We start from the raw sequence: 16,437 nt of genomic DNA, 5'->3' as shown, positions 1-16,437 counted from the left end.
TCCTATCGTAGCCGACAGCGGGAGAACGATCGTTCTCCACGCTGACCGCCTAGAGGCAGGGGACAGTTGTGTCTGTTGGGTCTGTTTTCGGTGAGAGCCACGAGGTGCGGTACCGGACCGCCGACGTCGACGGGGTCGAGGTCTTCTACCGGGAGGCGGGCGACCCGTCCCGGCCGGCGCTCGTGCTGCTGCACGGCTTTCCGTCCAGCTCCCACATGTACCGGCGGCTGCTGGCCGAACTCGCCGACGAGTTCTGGCTGATCGCCCCCGACCACGTCGGATTCGGCCGTTCCGCCACCCCGCCGGTCGATCGATTCCCGTACGGCTTCGAGAAGTTGACCGAGGTGACGCGCGGTCTCCTGGACCGGATCGGAGTGGATCGTTTCGCCCTCTACGTCCAGGACTACGGCGCGCCGATCGGCCTGCGGATCGCCGCCGACCGGCCGGACCGGGTCACCGCGCTGATCACCCAGAGCGGGAACGCGTACCAGGAGGGGTTCACGCCCTTCTGGGACCTGCTCTTCCGGCACGCCGCCGACCGCGCCGCGCACGAGGACGACGTACGGAAGCTGCTGACCGTCGAGGCGACCCGCTGGCAGTACGAGCACGGGGTGCCCGCCGACCGGCGGGAACGCATCGCGCCCGAGGCGTGGCTGCTCGACCAGGCGGGACTCGACCGGCCCGGCAACAAGGAGATCCAGCTCCAGCTTTTCTGGGACTACCAGTTCAATGTGGAGCAGTACCCGCGTTTCCAGGAGTACTTCCGCACGCACCGCCCGCCGGCCCTGGTCGCGTGGGGTGCGGGCGACGAGATCTTCGGGCCCGAGGGGGCGAAGGCCTTCGCGCGGGATCTGCCGGACGCGGAGATCCACCTGCTGGACGCGGGACACTTCGCGCTGGAGACGCACGGCAGTGAGATCGCCTCTCTGGTACGGGACTTCCTGCGGCGGAATCCGTGAGCGGGGCGGAATCCCTGCGGGCGGGCGGGGCGGGCAGGGTCCCCGGGGCGCGGCTGCGGGACGCGCTCGGCGCACTGACCACAGGGGCGGTTGCCCTGGGGCTGGTGCTGGTGCTCGCCGTGGCGCAGTCGGCGGCCGGGCTGCACGTGTTCGCCATCCCGTTCGTGGCGACGGCGGCGGTGCTCGCGCTCGCTCCGGGGGCGCCGCTCGCCCGGCCCCGGGCGATTCTGGTCGCCTATCCGGTGGCGGCGGCGACGGCGCTCGCGGTCACCGCCGTCGCGGGCCCCTCCCCGTACACGGCGGCGGTCGCGGTCGCCGTGTCGGTGGCCCTGATGGCGTGGGCAGGGGCGCCGCACGTGCCGGCCGTGCCCGCCGCGGCGGCGATCGGCCTTCAGGACCCGGGCCTGGGGTACGTACTGGATCCGTTGGTTCCTGGGGTGCTGCTGGTACTGGGCGCGGCGCTGGCGGCGGGGCGGGTGCTGCCGCGTTACGCGTACGGGTGGCGCTGAGGGGGCGGTCGGCCGTCAGGTCAGCACGACGCAGCCCTGCCGTTCCAGGCCGGCCAGGAGCGGCAGGGCGGGGTCGACCTCGTTCCAGCGCAGGTCCAGTTTCTCCAGGCAGGGCAAGTCGGCCAGCCAGGACGGCAGTTGGCTCAGCCGGTTGCCGCGCAGGTCGATCTGGCGGAGCAGGGGCAGTCCGGCCAGGGCGGGCGGCACGTCGGTGAAGCAGTTCTCGCGCAGGTCCAGGTGGCGCAGTTCGCGCAGGGCCGCGAAGGACGGGGGCAGGCGGTCCAGGACGTTGCCCCGGAGCCAGAGTTCGCGCAGGCGGTGAAGCCCGCCGAGGCTGTCGGGCAGGGCGGCGAGCCGGTTGTGCTGGGCCCTGAGTTCGATGAGTCCTGCCATGCCGCCGAGGGTGGCGGGGAGGCGGGTGAGGGTGTTCTCGCCGATGTTGAGATAGCGCAGTCTGGTCAGATCGCCCAGGGATGCGGGCAGGTGGGTGAGTTTGTTGTCGTGGAGGTAGAGGAAGTCACTGAGGCCGGTCAACTCGCCCAGTTCTGGCGGTACTTCGGTGAGCGCGTTGTGGCCGAGGTCGAGCGTGGTGAGGTTGCGCAGCTTCGCGACGGCGGCCGGGAGCGCGGTGAGGCCGTTGTCCGCCAGGATCAGGACCCGGAGGTCGGTCCGCTGCCAGACGGAGTCGGGCACGGTGCCGAGCCCGTGGCGCCAGAGGTTGAGCGTGCGGGTCACGTCGGCTCGCTTTCGTACCGGGGACTCGGCCGGGTCGTGCGGGAGCGTCGCACGACCCGGTAGTGCTGGAAGACGACCTTCGCGCCGAAGGTGCGGGTGGCGACGAGTTCGAGGTCCGCACGGCGTTCGTGCCGGGGGAAGAAGGGGGTGCCGCCGCCGACCAGGACGGGGTGGACCCGGATCCGGTACTCGTCGATCAGGTCCAGCGCCGCGGCCTCTGCTGCCAGGGTCGCACCGCCGATCGCGATGTTCCCCTCCCCCGGCTCGGACCGCCATCGCTCGATCTCCTCGGCCAGACCGCCGGAGGCCAGGCGGGCATTGCCCTCCACGGCTGTGAGGGTGGTGGAGAACACCACCTTGGGAAGCGGCTTCCAGACGGCAGCGAACTCCCGGGTCGGGAAGTCCAGCGCGGGATTCTGCTCGACGGTCTCCCAGTACAGCATCGTCTCGTACAGGCGCCGGCCCATCAGGTGGACGCCGAGGTCCCGCACCTCGTCGGTGGCGAAGCGGAAGGTCTCTTCGTCGGGCGTGGCCCAGTCGAAGCGGCCGTCCGGGCCGACGACGTAACCGTCCAGGGAGGTGCTCATCGAACAGGTCACGCTGCGCATCGGAGGTCCTCCTCGTCGGCGGGGCCCGCAGGGCGTACGGGGGCAGTCTGCCCGGGATCCGCGTCGGGTGCTGCCGCTTCCACCGCCGGGTGCTGCCGCTTCCACGGCCGGGTGCTGCCGATTCCATGGCCGGGTGCTGCCGCTTCCACGGCCGGGTGCTGCCGATTCCACGGCCGGGTGGCGTCCGATGACGTGCCGGGTGGCGTCCGCTGGGGGCGTGCGGTGTCCAATGAGGTTCCCCCGTCCTCTGCGGGGGGCCGTACGGCGTCCGCTGAGGTGCCGTACGGCGCATGTCGGGCGAGCCTGGAGGTACGGAAGAGGTACGAGGCGGACCGGTGAGCACGGGAGGCAGTGATGGGCCCCGCGGAGGCACTCGAACGCATCGCGTTCCTGCTGGAGCGCCACCGCGCTCCGACGTACCGGGTGCGGGCCTTCCGTACGGCGGCGACGGTGGTACGAGGACTGACTCCCGCCGAACTGGACCGGCGGGCCGCGAACAGGACCCTGGAGTCGCTCAAGGGCATCGGCGCCACGACCGGGGGTGTGATCCGCGAGACCCTCGCGGGTGAGGTGCCCGGGTATCTGGCGCGTCTGGAGGAGGAGGCCGCGGTTCCCCTCGTCGAGGGCGGGGCGGGCACGGGGCTGCGCGCGCTGCTCAAGGGGGACTGCCATCTGCACTCCGACTGGTCGGACGGCGGCAGCCCGGTGGCGGAGATGGGCCGCGCGGCACGGGACGTCGGCCACGACTGGGCCGTCCTCACCGACCACTCCCCCCGCCTGACCGTGGCACACGGCCTGTCGGCGGAACGGCTGGCCGAGCAGCTCGACCTCGTGGCGGAGCTGAATGCCCGGTGGGCGCCCTTCCGGCTGCTGACGGGCATCGAGTGCGACATCCTGGACGACGGCTCCCTCGACCAGGAGCCGGAGTTGCTGGAGCGGCTCGACGTGGTCGTGGTGTCGGTGCACTCCAAGCTGCGGATGGACGCGGCGGCGATGACGCGCCGCATGGTGGCCGCCGTGCAGAACCCGCGGGCCGACGTGCTGGGGCACTGCACGGGGCGGTTGGTCACGGGGCGCGGCAGGCCCGAGTCCGCCTTCGACGCGGACGAGGTCTTCGCGGCGTGCGCGGCGTCGGGCACGGCCGTGGAGATCAACAGCCGTCCGGAACGCCTGGACCCGCCGCGCCGGTTGCTGCGCCAGGCGGTGCGGGCGGGCACCCTGTTCGCGGTGAACACCGACGCGCACGCCCCCGGCCAACTGGACTGGCAGGTGATCGGCTGCGCCCGGGCGGAGGAGTGCGGGGTGCCGGCCGAGCGGGTGGTGAACACCTGGGACGTGGACGGGCTGCTGGCATGGACGCGGGCGAGTCGTGCGGGTGGCCGGACGGGGTGACGGGCGGGGGTGGCGGGCGGAGTGGCGGTGCGTCCCGGGCCGGCGCGGGGCAGTTCGCCGGTGCGGGGAGATGAGGTGTGCACCGGCTGGGGGTACGGAGTGGAGGGCGGGTTGCGGGGAAACGGACGCAGGTGGCCCGAGGCCGGGGCGGGCTTTGGGTGTGATGGCCAGGTGATCGTCTGACGGCGGGGAGAGCACTTCATGGTCCGGATGATCGTGGTTCCCGGAGATCGTTCGGTCGAAGCGCGACCTACCATGCGGCCATGACGATCACGTATGCATGGCGCGGGGATTTCGACAACGCAGCCGTCAACGCACTGCATGCGGAGGCGTTCGGGCATGACCAGATGCCCATGGACTGGCACGCACAAGTGCATCGTCACAGCCTCGGCTGGGTCTGCGCACGGGAGGCCGACAGGCTGGTCGGATTCGTCAACGTCGCCTGGGACGGCGGCGTTCATGCCTTCATCCTCGACACCATGGTCACTCCGGATCTACGCAAGACCGGTGTCGGAACGGAACTGGTCACCACCGCGGCCCGCGAGGCCCGTTCGGCGCACTGCGAGTGGCTGCACGTTGATTTCGACGAGCATCTGCGCCCCTTCTACTTCGACGCCTGTGGCTTCCGACGGACGGATGCAGGACTCATCGCTCTGCGTTGAACCGGGCGTCGAAGGTGTCGGCCCGCGCGGGAGTTCGCGCCGGATGCGGAGTCTCCCGGCTCATCGGGCCTACGGGCATGGTTCGCCGGCGCGCACGGGGTCGGCGTGCTGAGGTGTACGCACTGATGCAGGCCGGGCACGTCAAGCTGCTGGGCCGTGTACCGGAAGTGGGTCCTGTCAGGTGTCGAGTGGAAGTTCCAACAGTTCCTCCGGGGCCTGGAAACCGACGCGCTGGTAGAGGGGGATGCTGCGCTCCGAGGGCCAGACGATGAGGCATTCGAGGCGGGCGTTGCGTGCATACTCCTTCAATGTTGCAAGGAGCGCTGCGCCGACTCCGTTGTTCCGTCGTGACGGCAGGACGAAGAAGTTCGTGACGTAACCGACCGGGTTGTTGTTCTCGTACGGCTCTGGCATCCGCTCCATCGGACAGATGAAGACGTGGCCGCAGATTTCGTCCTCGGTCTCCGCGACCCAAGCAAGCCAGCGGCCATCGCTGAGCCGGTCGTGGATCCAGCTCTCCGCCTCTTCCACGGGCCGTGCCGGGGCAGGTGGCCGTCCTTCGTGGCTTTCCTGTGTGAACGTCCAGCGCATTTCTGCCAGGCGGCTCGCATCGGCAGGTTTCGCCGGGCGTACGGTGAAGTCCTTGCTCATGGGGTGAGTTTCACGGGCCATCCGCAGTGAAGCGAGTGGGTTTCCGTGCCGGTCACAGCCATTCGGCGGGTGATGTCACCGGCTGCCGCGTGGCCTTCTCGGAGCTCGGGCTTGTCCGAACTTCGGCGGGCGGCTGCCGTGGGCACCGAGCTCTTGCGGTTACGGGCGTGGGCGGCCTTGTCCGGGAGGGGGCAGCGGATCCCGCCGTTGTACGGGCGAGCACGTCTCCTTCGGGAAGCGGCCCGCGTTCAGTCGGGCGGGGGCGGAGCGGCCCGGGACCAGTCGGTCTACCCGATCTGCTTCGGTGCCGGTTCAAGCTGTAGGGGGTTCCTGTGTCGTACGGCTGTGGTCACGATCGGCAACGGCTTCGGCTGAGAACGGGTCGGGTCGTCAGAGCACCGGCGGCCCCGCCTCGATCCGGCGCATCACCGGGAGCAGGCGATCCAGATCGGGGCCCGTCTGGAGTTGCCGCTCGTCCCACCAGGTGGCACCGGCGTCCCGTAGCGGACCGATCACGTCCCTGGCCTTCGCGGCATCCGAGGACGTGGCACCGCCGAGCACGACCTCGAAGGGCCGCCCGGACTCGTCCGTGCGCTGCTCGCGCACAAAACTGACGAGATCACGAACCTCTGCCACATCGGGCACGTGCCCGTGCCGGGCCGTCTCGAAAAGAGGCACCGCACCGTCCCACCTCGCCGCCCGCCGCATCGGCGGGCGACGCGGCCAGAACCCGCCGATCCACACCGGCGGACCGGGCTGCTGCACCGTTGCGGGCAGCAGCGTCACGTCCCGGACCTCGTAGTGCCGGCCATGGTGGTCCACCGACTCGCCGGACCACCAGCGCCGCAACAACTCCAGTCCCTCGTCCAGCCGCTCGGCGAGGATCCGTGGCTCAGCGGTGTCTCCGAAGCTGCGGTACTCGTCCTCGACCGGCCCTCCCAAGCCGGCCGCAAAGATCACCCGGCCGCCGCTGAGATGGTCCAGCGTGGCCACCTGGCGGGCGAGTTGCTGCGGACGACAACGGGGAACCGGCGTCAGTAACGTGCCCAGCCGGATCCGCGAGGTCGCCAGCGCGGCTGCGGTCAGCAGCATCCAGGGGTCTCCGAAGGGGCGTCCCTGGTGTCGTCGATGCAGTACGTGGTCCCAGACGAAGAGTCCGTCCCAGCCGGCCTGTTCGGCGGCGACCGCCACGGCCGCCACGTTGCGGGGGGCGGCGAAGTCTCCGAAGTTGGGGATGTTGATGGAGAAGCGCATCCCAGCAGGATGTGCAATCGGCCGCGCAAGGGCAATGGGGTTCCGGGGCAGGCGGCTCGACTTCGACACGGTCTCGGAAGGGCGGAGTTGAGCGCTTTTCCCAGCGCGTATCAGTTCTCAGGGCGTATGTCCCATCGCCCCGGCCGTGCAGGCGCATGGTCCGGCCGGCAGCACGAGTCCGAGGGTTCGGGGAGCGTCCCGCAGAAGCCCTGTGCCTCCGCCGCGCCCTCGCGCGGCCGGGGCGGCGGATTCGTTCCGGTTGTCGAAGGGCAGGAGGGGGCCGGTCAGCGTTGGTGATCTCCGGTGCGGGCAGCCGCTGCGGCTGTGGTTGCGCGTCGTGTCGCCAGTGCGCCGGGCATGGACGGTGACGGGTCCGCACCGTCCCCTGGTGCCCGTATCGAACGGCGAGCATCATCGTGTGCAGCGCACCCCGCCCGTGCGCGGCGGTGCCGACGGGGAGCCGGAGTGCCCGGCACGACAGGACCTGACGGGGGGCATTCTCGTGGCCGGTGACGGTGGGAGCACGAACTGGGCCGGCATGCTGCGGGCCGACTTCGTGATGACGATCGAGGGCTTGCGGCAGTACGCCTACGCCGCCGGCGCACGCCGGGACGTGTCGCTCCAGCGTCATTACCTGCACCAGGTGGCCCAGTTGGAGGCCCTGCCCAAGCCCTGGGAGGGCGGCAGGCGCCTGACCGAGGAGGAATACTCCGCCGCGGTGCGGGTGCGGGCCTGGGTACTGCACGAGCAGAGGATCGAGGACGACCTGCGCTGGGCGAAGCAGCGCCGGATGACCGCTCAGGAACTGGAGCTGCGGGAGGCCCGGCTCCGCGCCTGGACGCGCTACCACCACGCACCCCGCGGTCAGGTGCTGTGCGCCGCACTGCGTGATGACGGCAGGATCGCCCTCAACAGCGAGATACTCACCACCGATGCGGCTGATCGGCTGCGCCGGCGGATGCCCCAGTTCGCCGACCTCATCACCTACTACCAGGACAACCAGGCGGCGGGCAACGGTCTGCAGGGCGCACCCGTCGACCGCACCCCTCTGCCGGGCCCCGCGCGCTCGTCCCCCGAACCGACCGAACCGGCCGGACCGGACGCCACCCCGAGCGCCGCACGGCCCGGCCGGCCCGAAGGCGCGCTTCGGCGCCCGGCGAGCCGTCACACGCGCTGGATGTTCTGGCGTCGGCGCCGGCACTCGGGGTGACACGGGTCGAGGTGGTTCCTGAGCCGTCCCAGCCGCCGGAGTGGACGGTGTTCCGGCGCGGGCAGGTCGTCGCCCGGAAAGGGGCCGCCGTCGGGCCGGGCCGTCAGGCCGTACTGAACGGCTGCGGCGCCGCAGCCGGACGCGGGGGCCAGGCGCGCGGGGCGAGGATGCCCAGTACGTAGGCGCGGGCGACCAGTGCGGGGCGGGTCGCCGCGCCCAGGAGTTCCCGCAGGCGGCTGAGGTGGTAGTCGACCGTCTGCCGGGACAGGTTCAGCGAGGAGGCGATGTCTCCGTTGCTGCTGCCCTCCGCGAGGAGCGAGAGGATCCTCACCTGGGCGGCGGTGAGCGGGGGGTGCGGTTCGTGGGCCAGGCTCTGGTGAGTGACCACGGCCCAGACCTGCCGGGCCCGCAGGGCCGGGTTGCCGACCGACGTCAGGTGGAGCTGGGCGCGGCGGGTGCGGCCCAGGGCGTCGACGAGTACGGCGGAGGTCTCCAGTCGCCTGGTGCGGCGTGCGATCAGCCCGTTCCACCTGCGGTGCAGGAGGTCGAGGTCCGGGTCGGGGGCCAGCAGGGTGTGCGCGCGGCGGCCGAGCAGGTCCGGCACGTTCAGGTGGAAGAGTTCGGCGGCTGCCGCGCTCGCTTCGACCACGCGCCCGTTCGCCGTCAGCAGCGCGCAGGCGAGGCCGCTGTGGTCGCGCAGCGCCTGGAGGCTCTCCTCCGCCGCCTGCCGCCTGACGGTGGCCCGCAGGTGGTCCGTGACGTCCACGTAGATCCCCGCGACGCAGGTCCGCGCGTCCTCCCGGACGGGGAAGCGGTGGCCCACCACCTGCCCCTCGGTGCCGTCCGGGCGGCGGTAGTGCAGGGTGTGGCGCACGGGCGTGCCGCGGCTGAGTATCTCCTGGTCCAGGGCCCGGAACCGGTCGGCTTCGGCCGGGGGGTCGAAGTCCTCGATGCGCTTGCCGACGAGTTCTCCCGGCACGGTGCCGTAGAGGTGCGCGTAGGCGTGGTTGGCCCACAGGTAGCGTCCGTCGCTGTCCCGGATGAAGGCCGAGGCGGGTGCCAGGTCCACGAGGTCGGCGAAGGCCTCGTACCGGGTGGACCCCCATGGAGCAGTGCCGGTCCCTCTCGCGGGTCCGGGGGCGCCGCCGTCTCCCCGTCCCGGGTCCCGGAGGGCGCTGCCGTCCAGCGGTCGGCCCGGGCCACGGAGCGTGCCGTCGTTCAGCGGCCGGCCCGGGACGACGGCACGGCCGTCACGCAGTAGCGGCAGCGGTCGTCCGCCGTCCTGTGCCGGAGACAGCCCGGCCGCGGGACCGGGGCACGCCGGGGGCGGTCCCGCCGCGACGCCGTGGCATGCCGCCGTCCGCTCCGGTGCGAGTCCGTGGCGCGCCCGGTCGGGGAAACCCCGTGCCGGATTCGGCGGGGCGGACGCGGTGCCGCCCCCCTCCCGCATCCGGCACGGCTCGTCGGCGGCCTTCCACCAGAGCACGGGGAGGTGCGCGAGCAGGTCCTTCAGGCGGGAATCGTCCACAGTGTTGTCTCCGTCCGTATACGACTGGCTGACGCTCAGTCACGTGACCATGGGAAGCCTCCGCCGTTCCCGCGCGTAGACGGTTTTCTGCCGAAGTGGCCGGTGGTGCGGGGAAGTTCGGGCCCTGGAGCGGCCCGTACTCCTTCCGGACGCGATCCGGAGGGGGACGTACCGGCCGGGATTCAGGCATTTGCCTGAGTCGTGGACGCTCCCGGCGAGGCCGCGCACGCCCGCAACCTGATCTCCTGGAAGTACGGGCACAGGGGCCCGCGGACGCACGGCACGCATACCTGTCGGCGGGGGTGGGTGGTCGCGTCCCGTCCCGTACGCCGTCGGCCCCCGCCCGGCGCCCGGCCCCGCGCCGCGTGCCCCGCGCACCGCGTGCCGTACGCACCGCGTGCGCTGCCCCACCGAAACGAAGCGACGAAGGAGACGGAGTTCCGTGAGCAAGGTGCTGTTAGTGCATGCCAAGGGTGGCCCGCCGCTCGGCCACGTCCTGTCCAGGACGGCCGCCAGGGCGGAGGTGCACCTGCTGGCGCTGAGCGCTCTTCCGCCTTCCGTGGCCGGCGCCGTCCGCGGACTGTGCGCCACCGTCGAGACGCCGGCCGCCCCGCGGCGGGCCGACCTGGTGTCGCTGATCGTCTCGCGGGCCCGGGCCGTGGGCGCGGACGCGGTGCTGACCTTCTCCGAGTACGCGGTGGTCGCCGTGGCGGATGCCTGCGAGGTGCTCGGTCTGGCGGGGGCCGGCGGCGCGGCGCGGCTCGCCCGCGACAAGCGCCTGATGCGGCGCACCTGGCGCGAACACGGCCTGCCGCAGCCCCTGTTCCGGCCCGTCGCCACCGAGGAAGAGCTGCACCGGGCGGCCCGAGAGCTGCCCGGGCCGCTGCTCCTCAAGGCGGCCTGGAGCGCCGGTTCCACCGCGCACCAGATCATCCGGGCCCCGCACGAGGTGTCCGCCGCCTGGCGGCGCTCGCGCGACGTCATGGCGGAATCGGCCCGGCTGGGCTTCTCCGAACTGCACGTGGAGTCGGCGGACGCGGACTTCGTCGTGGAGCAGATCGTCACCGGCACGGCCGGCGACTGGTTCGACGAGCCCGGCTGGGGCGACTACGTCAGCGTCGAGGGAGTCGTCGCGGGCGGGACCTTCCACCCGGTGTGCCTCAGCGCCCGGATGCCGACGGTCGAACCCTTCACCGAACGGGCGGGCATCACCCCCGCGCCGCTGCCGCCGGACGCGCAGGAGCGAGTGGTGGAGCTCGCGCGGGCCGCCGTGGACGCCCTCGGCCTGCGGGACTGCGGCATCCACACCGAGATCAAGCTCGGTGCGGGCGGTGAGATGTGGCTGATCGAGACGGCCGCCCGGTTCGGGGGCGCGATGACCGTGCCGCAGATAGAGGAGGTCTTCGGCCTCGACCTCGTCGGCATGCTCGTCGACCACCTCCTGGGGCGCTCCGCGCGGTGGCCCGACCGGGCGCTCACCGCCGCGCAGGCGCGCGGCGCGGCGGGTTCGCTCGTCGTGCTGGCGGTCGACGGCCGCGGCAGGGCCTGGCCGGACCGCAGGACCTGGGACTTTCCCCGGGTGGCGGCGGACGTGCCGCTGAGCCGGAGCAGCGAGCTTTCGGTGGTCGCGGAGAGCTCGCTGCCCGACGGCTGTCCCGTGCCGGTGTACGACCCGGCGGCGGGCGCCAACACGATGGCCGCCCTGTGCCTGCTGTCCGCGGCCGACGCCCGTACCGTCCTGCGCGACTTCGAGACGCTGGTGGACGCGCTCCCCCGGGTGCTGCCCGCGGCACGCACCGAGGAGGTCTCCGTATGACCGCCCGCGTCTCCACCCGCGCCGCCGGGCCCGCCACGGACCGCACGGTCGTCGGGGAGAACCTGTCCCTGCCGCTGTTCCGGACGCTGTCCGGAGTGCTGGCGGGCCATCCGTACCTCAAGGTCGTGGTCGACCGCGTCGAGAACACCTGGCACCTGCTCGACACGGCCGTCCACCCCTTCCACGTCGACTACGTCGCCACCCGCGTCCTGGGGATGGACATGGCCGCTCTCGACGCCGGCCTGGACGCGTTCAACGCCTCCGTCTACACGGACCCCGGCCGCCGCTTCCTGCTCGGTGTGCTGTCCCTGCACACCGACGAGGACGTGGCGGGCCGGGAACGGATCTTCCTGGTCCTGGAGACCACCGAGGCCGACACCATGCACGGTGAACTCCTCACCTTCTTCTACGAGTTCGTACGGGAGCGGGTCGACGGCAGGCTGCCCCTCCTCCTGAAGCCGGCCAACCACCGGCAGGAGGAGGAGCTGTCGGCGATCAGCGAGCAGCGCGTACCGCGCGTCCTGAGCCACGAGCTGTTCGGCAACCGGACCCGGACCCCGCTGAACCCGGGAGAGGCCGTCGGCCGCCTGCGGTTCTTCCGCTCCCACGAGGAGTACGCGAAGTCGGCGGCCGGTCTCGGCTGGGCGGACATCGTGGCCATGCCGTGCCTGCCGGACGACGTGCCCCGGGTGGCCGGGTTCCTCAACACCGCCCCCACCACGCCGCTTTCGCACACCAACGTCCTGGCGTCCGGGTGGGGGATACCCAACGCGATCGTGCGCGACCTGGCACAACTGGTCGACGCGGGAGGTCTCGACGGGGCGTGGGTGCGCTACCGGGTGCGCGAGGACGACATCCTGCTGGAACGCCTCGACGAGGAGCCCGCGCTGCGGGCCCCGGCCTGGCACCAGCAGCGCATCCGTCTGGAGCCCCCGCTGCTGGACGACACCCCGGTGCTGGACCTGCACCGGCTGCGCGCCGCCGACCGCGACCGGTACGGCACCAAGGCCGCCAACCTCGGTGAGCTGCACCACGTACTGGACAGCCGCACCGCGGACCTGACCGCGTACTACGGGCGGCCCCGCCCGCCCCGCGCCGACCTGCTCGGCCACCTGGCCGCCCGCCTGGGCCTCAGTTCCCCGACGCGTGCCGAACTCGCCTCCCGCGCGGCCGAGTTCGCGGCCTCGACGGTGGCGGCGCCGGAGGGAGTGGCCCTGCCCTTCGCGCTCCAGCAGCACTTCCTCGCTTCGTCTCCCGCGCTCCAGCAGGGCATCGGCAAGCTGAAGATGGCGCTGGAGCTCGACGCGGGCGACGTCCTGGACCCGCTGTGCCTCCAGCTCCAGCACCTGATCCGGCAGACGCCCGTGCCCGAGTCGATCGCGCGCCGGATCGGCCAGGCGTTCCCCGGCGCCCACCGGGGGGAACGGCTGGTGGTGCGCTCCTCCTCCAACGCCGAGGACCTGCCGGGCTTCTCGGCCGCGGGCGTGTACGACTCCGTCACCACCGTCCGCTCCCCGGCGGAACTCCTGGACGCGATACGTCAGGTGTGGGCGTCGCTGGTCTCGCCGCGCGGTGTGCGCCTGCGCCACCAGGTCGGGATCTCGCTGGACGACACGTACATGGGTGTGATCGTCCAGCGGTACGAGCCCGCCGTGCTCGGCGGGGTCCTGGTGACCTGCGATCCGACGCGCCGGGAGGACTTCCGCAACGTCTACCTCAACTGCTCCCCCGGCTCCCCGGAGCAGGTGGTCGACGGCACCGTCCTGCCGCAGCAGTACCTGTACAACACGGTGGAGGGCGGCGGCCGCACCGTGGCCCTGGGATCGTGGGGCGAGGGGCTGCCGGCCGCGACGCGTGCGCGGCTCGCCGAGCTGTCCCTGACGGGCCGTCTGCTCCAGTCGCACTTCAGCGGATCGGGTCCCGGGGGCGGTGACGTCGACCGGCCGCTGGACATCGAGTGGCTGATGACCGAGCGGGGCGACTTCCGGCTGGTCCAGATCCGCCCGTACGCGCTGTGAGGCCGCGCCCGGGGAAGTCCGGCGCCGGGGCCGCGGGGGCGGGCGGCCTCACCTCCACCGCCCGCCGGATCGTCCGGCTCAACTACGGATTCCAACTGCTGTTCAACCTGCTGTGGTGGATGCCGGTCTTCTACGCCTACCAGAAGGCCGCCGGGCTCTCCGACACGGAGATCTTCGGCATCCAGAGCATCTACTACGTGGCGTTCTGCCTGTTCGAGGTCCCGACCGGGCTGATCGCCGACCGGATCGGCACCCGCAACTGCCTGCGGGCGGGGGCGGTCGTCATGACGGCGGCAAACCTGGCCCCGGTTTTCAGCGCCTCCTACACCGGTTTCCTGGTGCACTTCCTGGCCATCGCGGCAGGCCGTTCGCTGACCTCGGGGGCGGCCAGCGCGTACCTGTACGACGGGCTGCGGGCCGAACGGTGCGACGGGCACTACCTGAAGGCGGAGGGCACGGCCCGCGCGCTGGGTCTGGCGGCGAAGGTGGTGTGCTGGCCGCTGGTGGGCCCCCTGATGGCGGTGGCGCACGCGACGCCGTACCTGCTGAGCGCCGCCAGTGCCGCGGGCTCCGTGGCGTGCGCGGTCGCGCTGCCCCGGCTCGCCGGTCCCGGGGGCGGCCCGGCGCCGGCCGCCGCCCGGGGCGACGGAGGGCGGCGCGGCGGCGCGTTCCTGCGGGACGCGGGCACGGCGCTGCGCTGCGTCGTCACTTCGCCGTGGCTGGCGATGGTGATGGTGCAGGGGGTGGCGGTGTTCACGCTCTCGCGGATCTGCCAGGTCAACCTCTTCCAGCCGATCCTTCTCGACCACGGCATCGCGGAGGCCTCGCACGGCGGGGTGCTCGCCGCGATGACGGTCGCGGAGGCGGTGGCCTCGGCCCGCCCGCAGTGGCTGAGCGGGCGGCTGCCGCCGGTGGCCTGGGTGTCGGTCCTCAGCGTCCTCCTCGCGGGGACCCTCGCCGCGATGGCGCTGGGCGGCCCGTGGGTCACCGTGGCGTTGCTGTGCCTGTTCGCCGCGGCCACCGGGTTCGCGTATCCGGTCCAGCGCAAGCTGGTGAACGACGCGGTGCCTCCGCATGCGCCGCGCGCCACGCTGCTGTCGGTGGAGAGCATCGTGGACCGCGCCGTGTGCGCGCTGGCGGCCGTCGCCGCGGGCGCCTACCTCGCGGCGGGGCATCTCGACGCGCTGCTGTGGCACAGCGCGCTGGTGACGGCGGTCCTGCTCGGCGTGTTCCAGTTGCTGCTGCGCACGGGGGCCGTGCGCAGGGCGCGGTACGGGCCGTCGTCCGCGGCAGGACCGGCCGCAGGGAACGCGGACCTGCGGGCCCGGGCGGGCGAGGGCCGGGACGGCCGCGGCTCGGCGTCGCCGTGACCCCCGCCGGTCCCCTGCCGGGGCCGGGCCGGCCCCTTGTCGGCCCGGCCCCGGCGGGGGTCGAGGTCCGGGCCCGCCGCCGCGGTCATCCGCGGGCGAGGCCCAGCAGCTCGATCACCGGCACCGGCAGGAACCGGGGCCGCAGCGGCCGGTGCACCTGGTACGCCACGTACCCCTGAGCCGCCGCCGCCCGGACCTCCTCGGCCGTCTCCGCCTGGTGCACGACGACGCAGCGGCCCGAGGCCTTCTTCGCCCGCTGCCACAGGGCGGGGGCGGGCTTGCGTTCGGCCTCCGTGCGGGGTGTGTGGACACGGTCGCCGAAGTCCTCCCAGGCGAAGGGCACGGAACCCTTCCAGGTGGCGTCGACCTCCTTCTTCAGCCGTGCGGCGCGCTCGGCGTCGGTCGCACCCCAGGCGGGCGGCACGTTGGTGATCAGCCCCACCTTGATGTGGCGCTCCCGCAGGGCGCGCAGATGGGCCCGCGCACCGGGCCGGTAGTCCGTACTGCCGTCCTCGGCGGTGTGGATGAGGGTTTCGCCCAGGTCGAAGTAGGCGTAGGGGCAGGTGCGCGGGAGAGGTGCGTGGGCCGGGCCCGCGGCGGCGGGCGCGGCCGCCGCGGCGGGGGCGCAGAGCGCGGCCGCGGTCACGGCAGCCCCCAGGGCGAGGCCCGTACGGGCCCGCCCTCGTGCGGTGGTTCTCTTCACGGCATCGTCGCCCTTCTCCCGGCGCACCACATCACTGGCCCCTCACGCCCTACCCCGTCGCACGGGCCACCAGTCATCCCGGAGAGGAACAACTTCCGCGGTCATGAACCGAGTTGGGCAGTCCGGGGTGGGCGGTGTCCTGAGACGGCGCGGTCCCCGCCCCCCCCTGGCCGCTCATTCCCCGTCCGACCACGCGTCCCGCGTCGCCGCCTCCTTCGCGTAGGTGGCGAAGCGCTTCGGGGGATGGCCGGTGAGGCGGAGGACGGTGTCCGTGGGACGGGCGTCCCCCTGGGCGGCGAGGGCGGCGAAGGCGTCGATCTCGCGTTCGACGTCCTTGTCGGGGCGGCCTTCGGCGCGGCCGGCGGCGCGATAGGAGTCCGGGTCTCCGTGGAAGGCGACGGAGAGGTCGGCGGCCCGGCCGATCGCCGCCAGCGCGTCCGCGAAGGTGAGCGCCTCGGGACCGGTCACCTCGTACGTGCGGCCGGTGTGGCCGTCCTCGGTGAGGGCGACGGCGGCCACCGCGGCGATGTCGTCCGCGTCGACGAAGGTCTGACGGCACTCGCCCAGCGGCAGCGCCAGCGAACCGTCGCGGACGGCCTCCCGGAAGATGCCTTCGTCGAAGTTCTGGTTGAACCAGTCGGCCCGCACGACGGTCCAGTCCGCCCCGGAGTCACGGACGAGGCGCTCGGCGGCCATCAGCCGCTCGTCGCCCATCTCCTCGATGGCGCGGCTGGACAGCAGGACCAACCGCCGTACGCCGGCCGTGACCGCGCGGGAGACGAATTCCGGTGCCAGCGGCAGTTCGTGCGGGAGCATCAGATAGACGCGCTCGACTCCGGTGAGCGCGGGTTCCCAGGTGGTGTCGTCGTGCCAGTCGAAGGGGACCTCGGAGTCCCGGGAGGCGGCCCGGACCGGGTGGTGGGCCTCGCGCAGCCGGGCGGCGACCCGGCGGCCGGTGGTGCCGCGGGCGCCGAGGACGAGAACCGGGGCGTGGGGGGTGGTGGGCGTCGCGTCGTTCATGC

General features: G+C 72.7%; 15 protein-coding genes. 8 read left to right on the top strand and 7 right to left on the bottom strand.

What is annotated here, in order from left to right; all coding sequences use genetic code 11:
• Nucleotides 1–68: 68 nt before the first annotated feature.
• Both ACIP93_RS17095 and ACIP93_RS17090 read left to right on the top strand, forming a co-directional pair.
• The gene (locus ACIP93_RS17095; RefSeq protein ID WP_401759582.1) at nt 69–959 is read left to right on the top strand and encodes an alpha/beta fold hydrolase; all 891 of its coding nucleotides are present in this window, start codon (nt 69–71) and stop codon (nt 957–959) included.
• Nucleotides 956–1,468 (top strand): HPP family protein, encoded by a 513-nt coding sequence (locus tag ACIP93_RS17090; protein ID WP_401759579.1) that lies wholly within the window; start codon nt 956–958, stop codon nt 1,466–1,468. The genes ACIP93_RS17095 and ACIP93_RS17090 overlap by 4 nt, the downstream gene beginning before the upstream one ends.
• A gap of 15 nt (nt 1,469–1,483) precedes the next feature.
• Here the strand turns inward: ACIP93_RS17090 and ACIP93_RS17085 are convergent, their stop codons facing one another.
• Nucleotides 1,484–2,203 carry a leucine-rich repeat domain-containing protein gene (locus tag ACIP93_RS17085; RefSeq protein ID WP_345218900.1) on the bottom strand — a complete coding sequence of 240 codons (720 nt, stop codon included), beginning with the start codon at nt 2,201–2,203 and terminating at the stop codon, nt 1,484–1,486.
• On the bottom strand, nt 2,200–2,811 hold the full coding sequence (locus tag ACIP93_RS17080; RefSeq protein ID WP_345218897.1) for a dihydrofolate reductase family protein: 612 nt from the start codon (nt 2,809–2,811) through the stop codon (nt 2,200–2,202). The genes ACIP93_RS17085 and ACIP93_RS17080 overlap by 4 nt, the downstream gene beginning before the upstream one ends.
• 354 nt (nt 2,812–3,165) lie before the next feature.
• Here ACIP93_RS17080 and ACIP93_RS17075 point away from each other — a divergent pair, with 354 nt between their 5' ends.
• Nucleotides 3,166–4,203 (top strand): PHP domain-containing protein, encoded by a 1,038-nt coding sequence (locus ACIP93_RS17075; RefSeq protein ID WP_401759575.1) that lies wholly within the window; start codon nt 3,166–3,168, stop codon nt 4,201–4,203.
• 263 nt (nt 4,204–4,466) lie between these two features.
• On the top strand, nt 4,467–4,865 hold the full coding sequence (locus tag ACIP93_RS17070) for a GNAT family N-acetyltransferase (protein WP_401759572.1): 399 nt from the start codon (nt 4,467–4,469) through the stop codon (nt 4,863–4,865).
• Nucleotides 4,866–5,042: 177 nt separating this feature from the next.
• On the opposite strand, the gene ACIP93_RS17065 is transcribed toward ACIP93_RS17070, so the two are convergent.
• Entirely contained in the window at nt 5,043–5,516 is a 474-nt protein-coding gene (locus tag ACIP93_RS17065) for a GNAT family N-acetyltransferase (protein WP_401759570.1), read from the bottom strand.
• Nucleotides 5,517–5,906: 390 nt separating this feature from the next.
• The gene (locus ACIP93_RS17060; RefSeq protein WP_401759568.1) at nt 5,907–6,770 is read right to left on the bottom strand and encodes an LLM class flavin-dependent oxidoreductase; all 864 of its coding nucleotides are present in this window, start codon (nt 6,768–6,770) and stop codon (nt 5,907–5,909) included.
• 418 nt (nt 6,771–7,188) lie between these two features.
• Between ACIP93_RS17060 and ACIP93_RS17055 the strand changes: the two genes are divergently transcribed.
• Nucleotides 7,189–7,980, top strand: coding sequence for a hypothetical protein (locus ACIP93_RS17055; RefSeq protein WP_401759566.1), 792 nt, complete (start codon nt 7,189–7,191; stop codon nt 7,978–7,980).
• 103 nt (nt 7,981–8,083) lie between these two features.
• On the opposite strand, the gene ACIP93_RS17050 is transcribed toward ACIP93_RS17055, so the two are convergent.
• Complete coding sequence (locus ACIP93_RS17050; protein ID WP_401759562.1) at nt 8,084–9,508, bottom strand: PAS domain-containing protein; 1,425 nt, start codon at nt 9,506–9,508, stop codon at nt 8,084–8,086.
• A 442-nt stretch (nt 9,509–9,950) separates the two neighbouring features.
• Here ACIP93_RS17050 and ACIP93_RS17045 point away from each other — a divergent pair, with 442 nt between their 5' ends.
• The 3 genes from ACIP93_RS17045 to ACIP93_RS17035 are packed head-to-tail and all read left to right on the top strand — an operon-like array spanning nt 9,951 to nt 14,712.
• Nucleotides 9,951–11,324: an acetyl-CoA carboxylase biotin carboxylase subunit family protein gene (locus ACIP93_RS17045; RefSeq protein ID WP_401759559.1), complete on the top strand. Its 1,374-nt coding sequence runs from the start codon at nt 9,951–9,953 to the stop codon at nt 11,322–11,324.
• Complete coding sequence (locus ACIP93_RS17040) at nt 11,321–13,342, top strand: PEP/pyruvate-binding domain-containing protein (RefSeq protein WP_401759556.1); 2,022 nt, start codon at nt 11,321–11,323, stop codon at nt 13,340–13,342. Before ACIP93_RS17045 ends, ACIP93_RS17040 begins: the two co-directional genes overlap by 4 nt.
• Complete coding sequence (locus ACIP93_RS17035; protein ID WP_401759553.1) at nt 13,339–14,712, top strand: MFS transporter; 1,374 nt, start codon at nt 13,339–13,341, stop codon at nt 14,710–14,712. The genes ACIP93_RS17040 and ACIP93_RS17035 overlap by 4 nt, the downstream gene beginning before the upstream one ends.
• A gap of 85 nt (nt 14,713–14,797) precedes the next feature.
• Here ACIP93_RS17035 and ACIP93_RS17030 read toward each other — a convergent pair whose 3' ends face one another.
• Both ACIP93_RS17030 and ACIP93_RS17025 read right to left on the bottom strand, forming a co-directional pair.
• Nucleotides 14,798–15,415: a hypothetical protein gene (locus ACIP93_RS17030; RefSeq protein ID WP_401759550.1), complete on the bottom strand. Its 618-nt coding sequence runs from the start codon at nt 15,413–15,415 to the stop codon at nt 14,798–14,800.
• A gap of 174 nt (nt 15,416–15,589) precedes the next feature.
• Nucleotides 15,590–16,435, bottom strand: coding sequence for an SDR family oxidoreductase (locus tag ACIP93_RS17025; RefSeq protein WP_401759547.1), 846 nt, complete (start codon nt 16,433–16,435; stop codon nt 15,590–15,592).
• Nucleotides 16,436–16,437 lie beyond the last annotated feature (2 nt).

Origin of the sequence: Streptomyces sp. NPDC088745, assembly GCF_044751045.1 — a bacterium.
In the GTDB taxonomy this organism is placed as follows: domain Bacteria; phylum Actinomycetota; class Actinomycetes; order Streptomycetales; family Streptomycetaceae; genus Streptomyces; species Streptomyces cremeus.
Note: the sequence above shows the minus strand (reverse complement) of the source record. Positions and strands in the feature narration are given on the sequence as shown.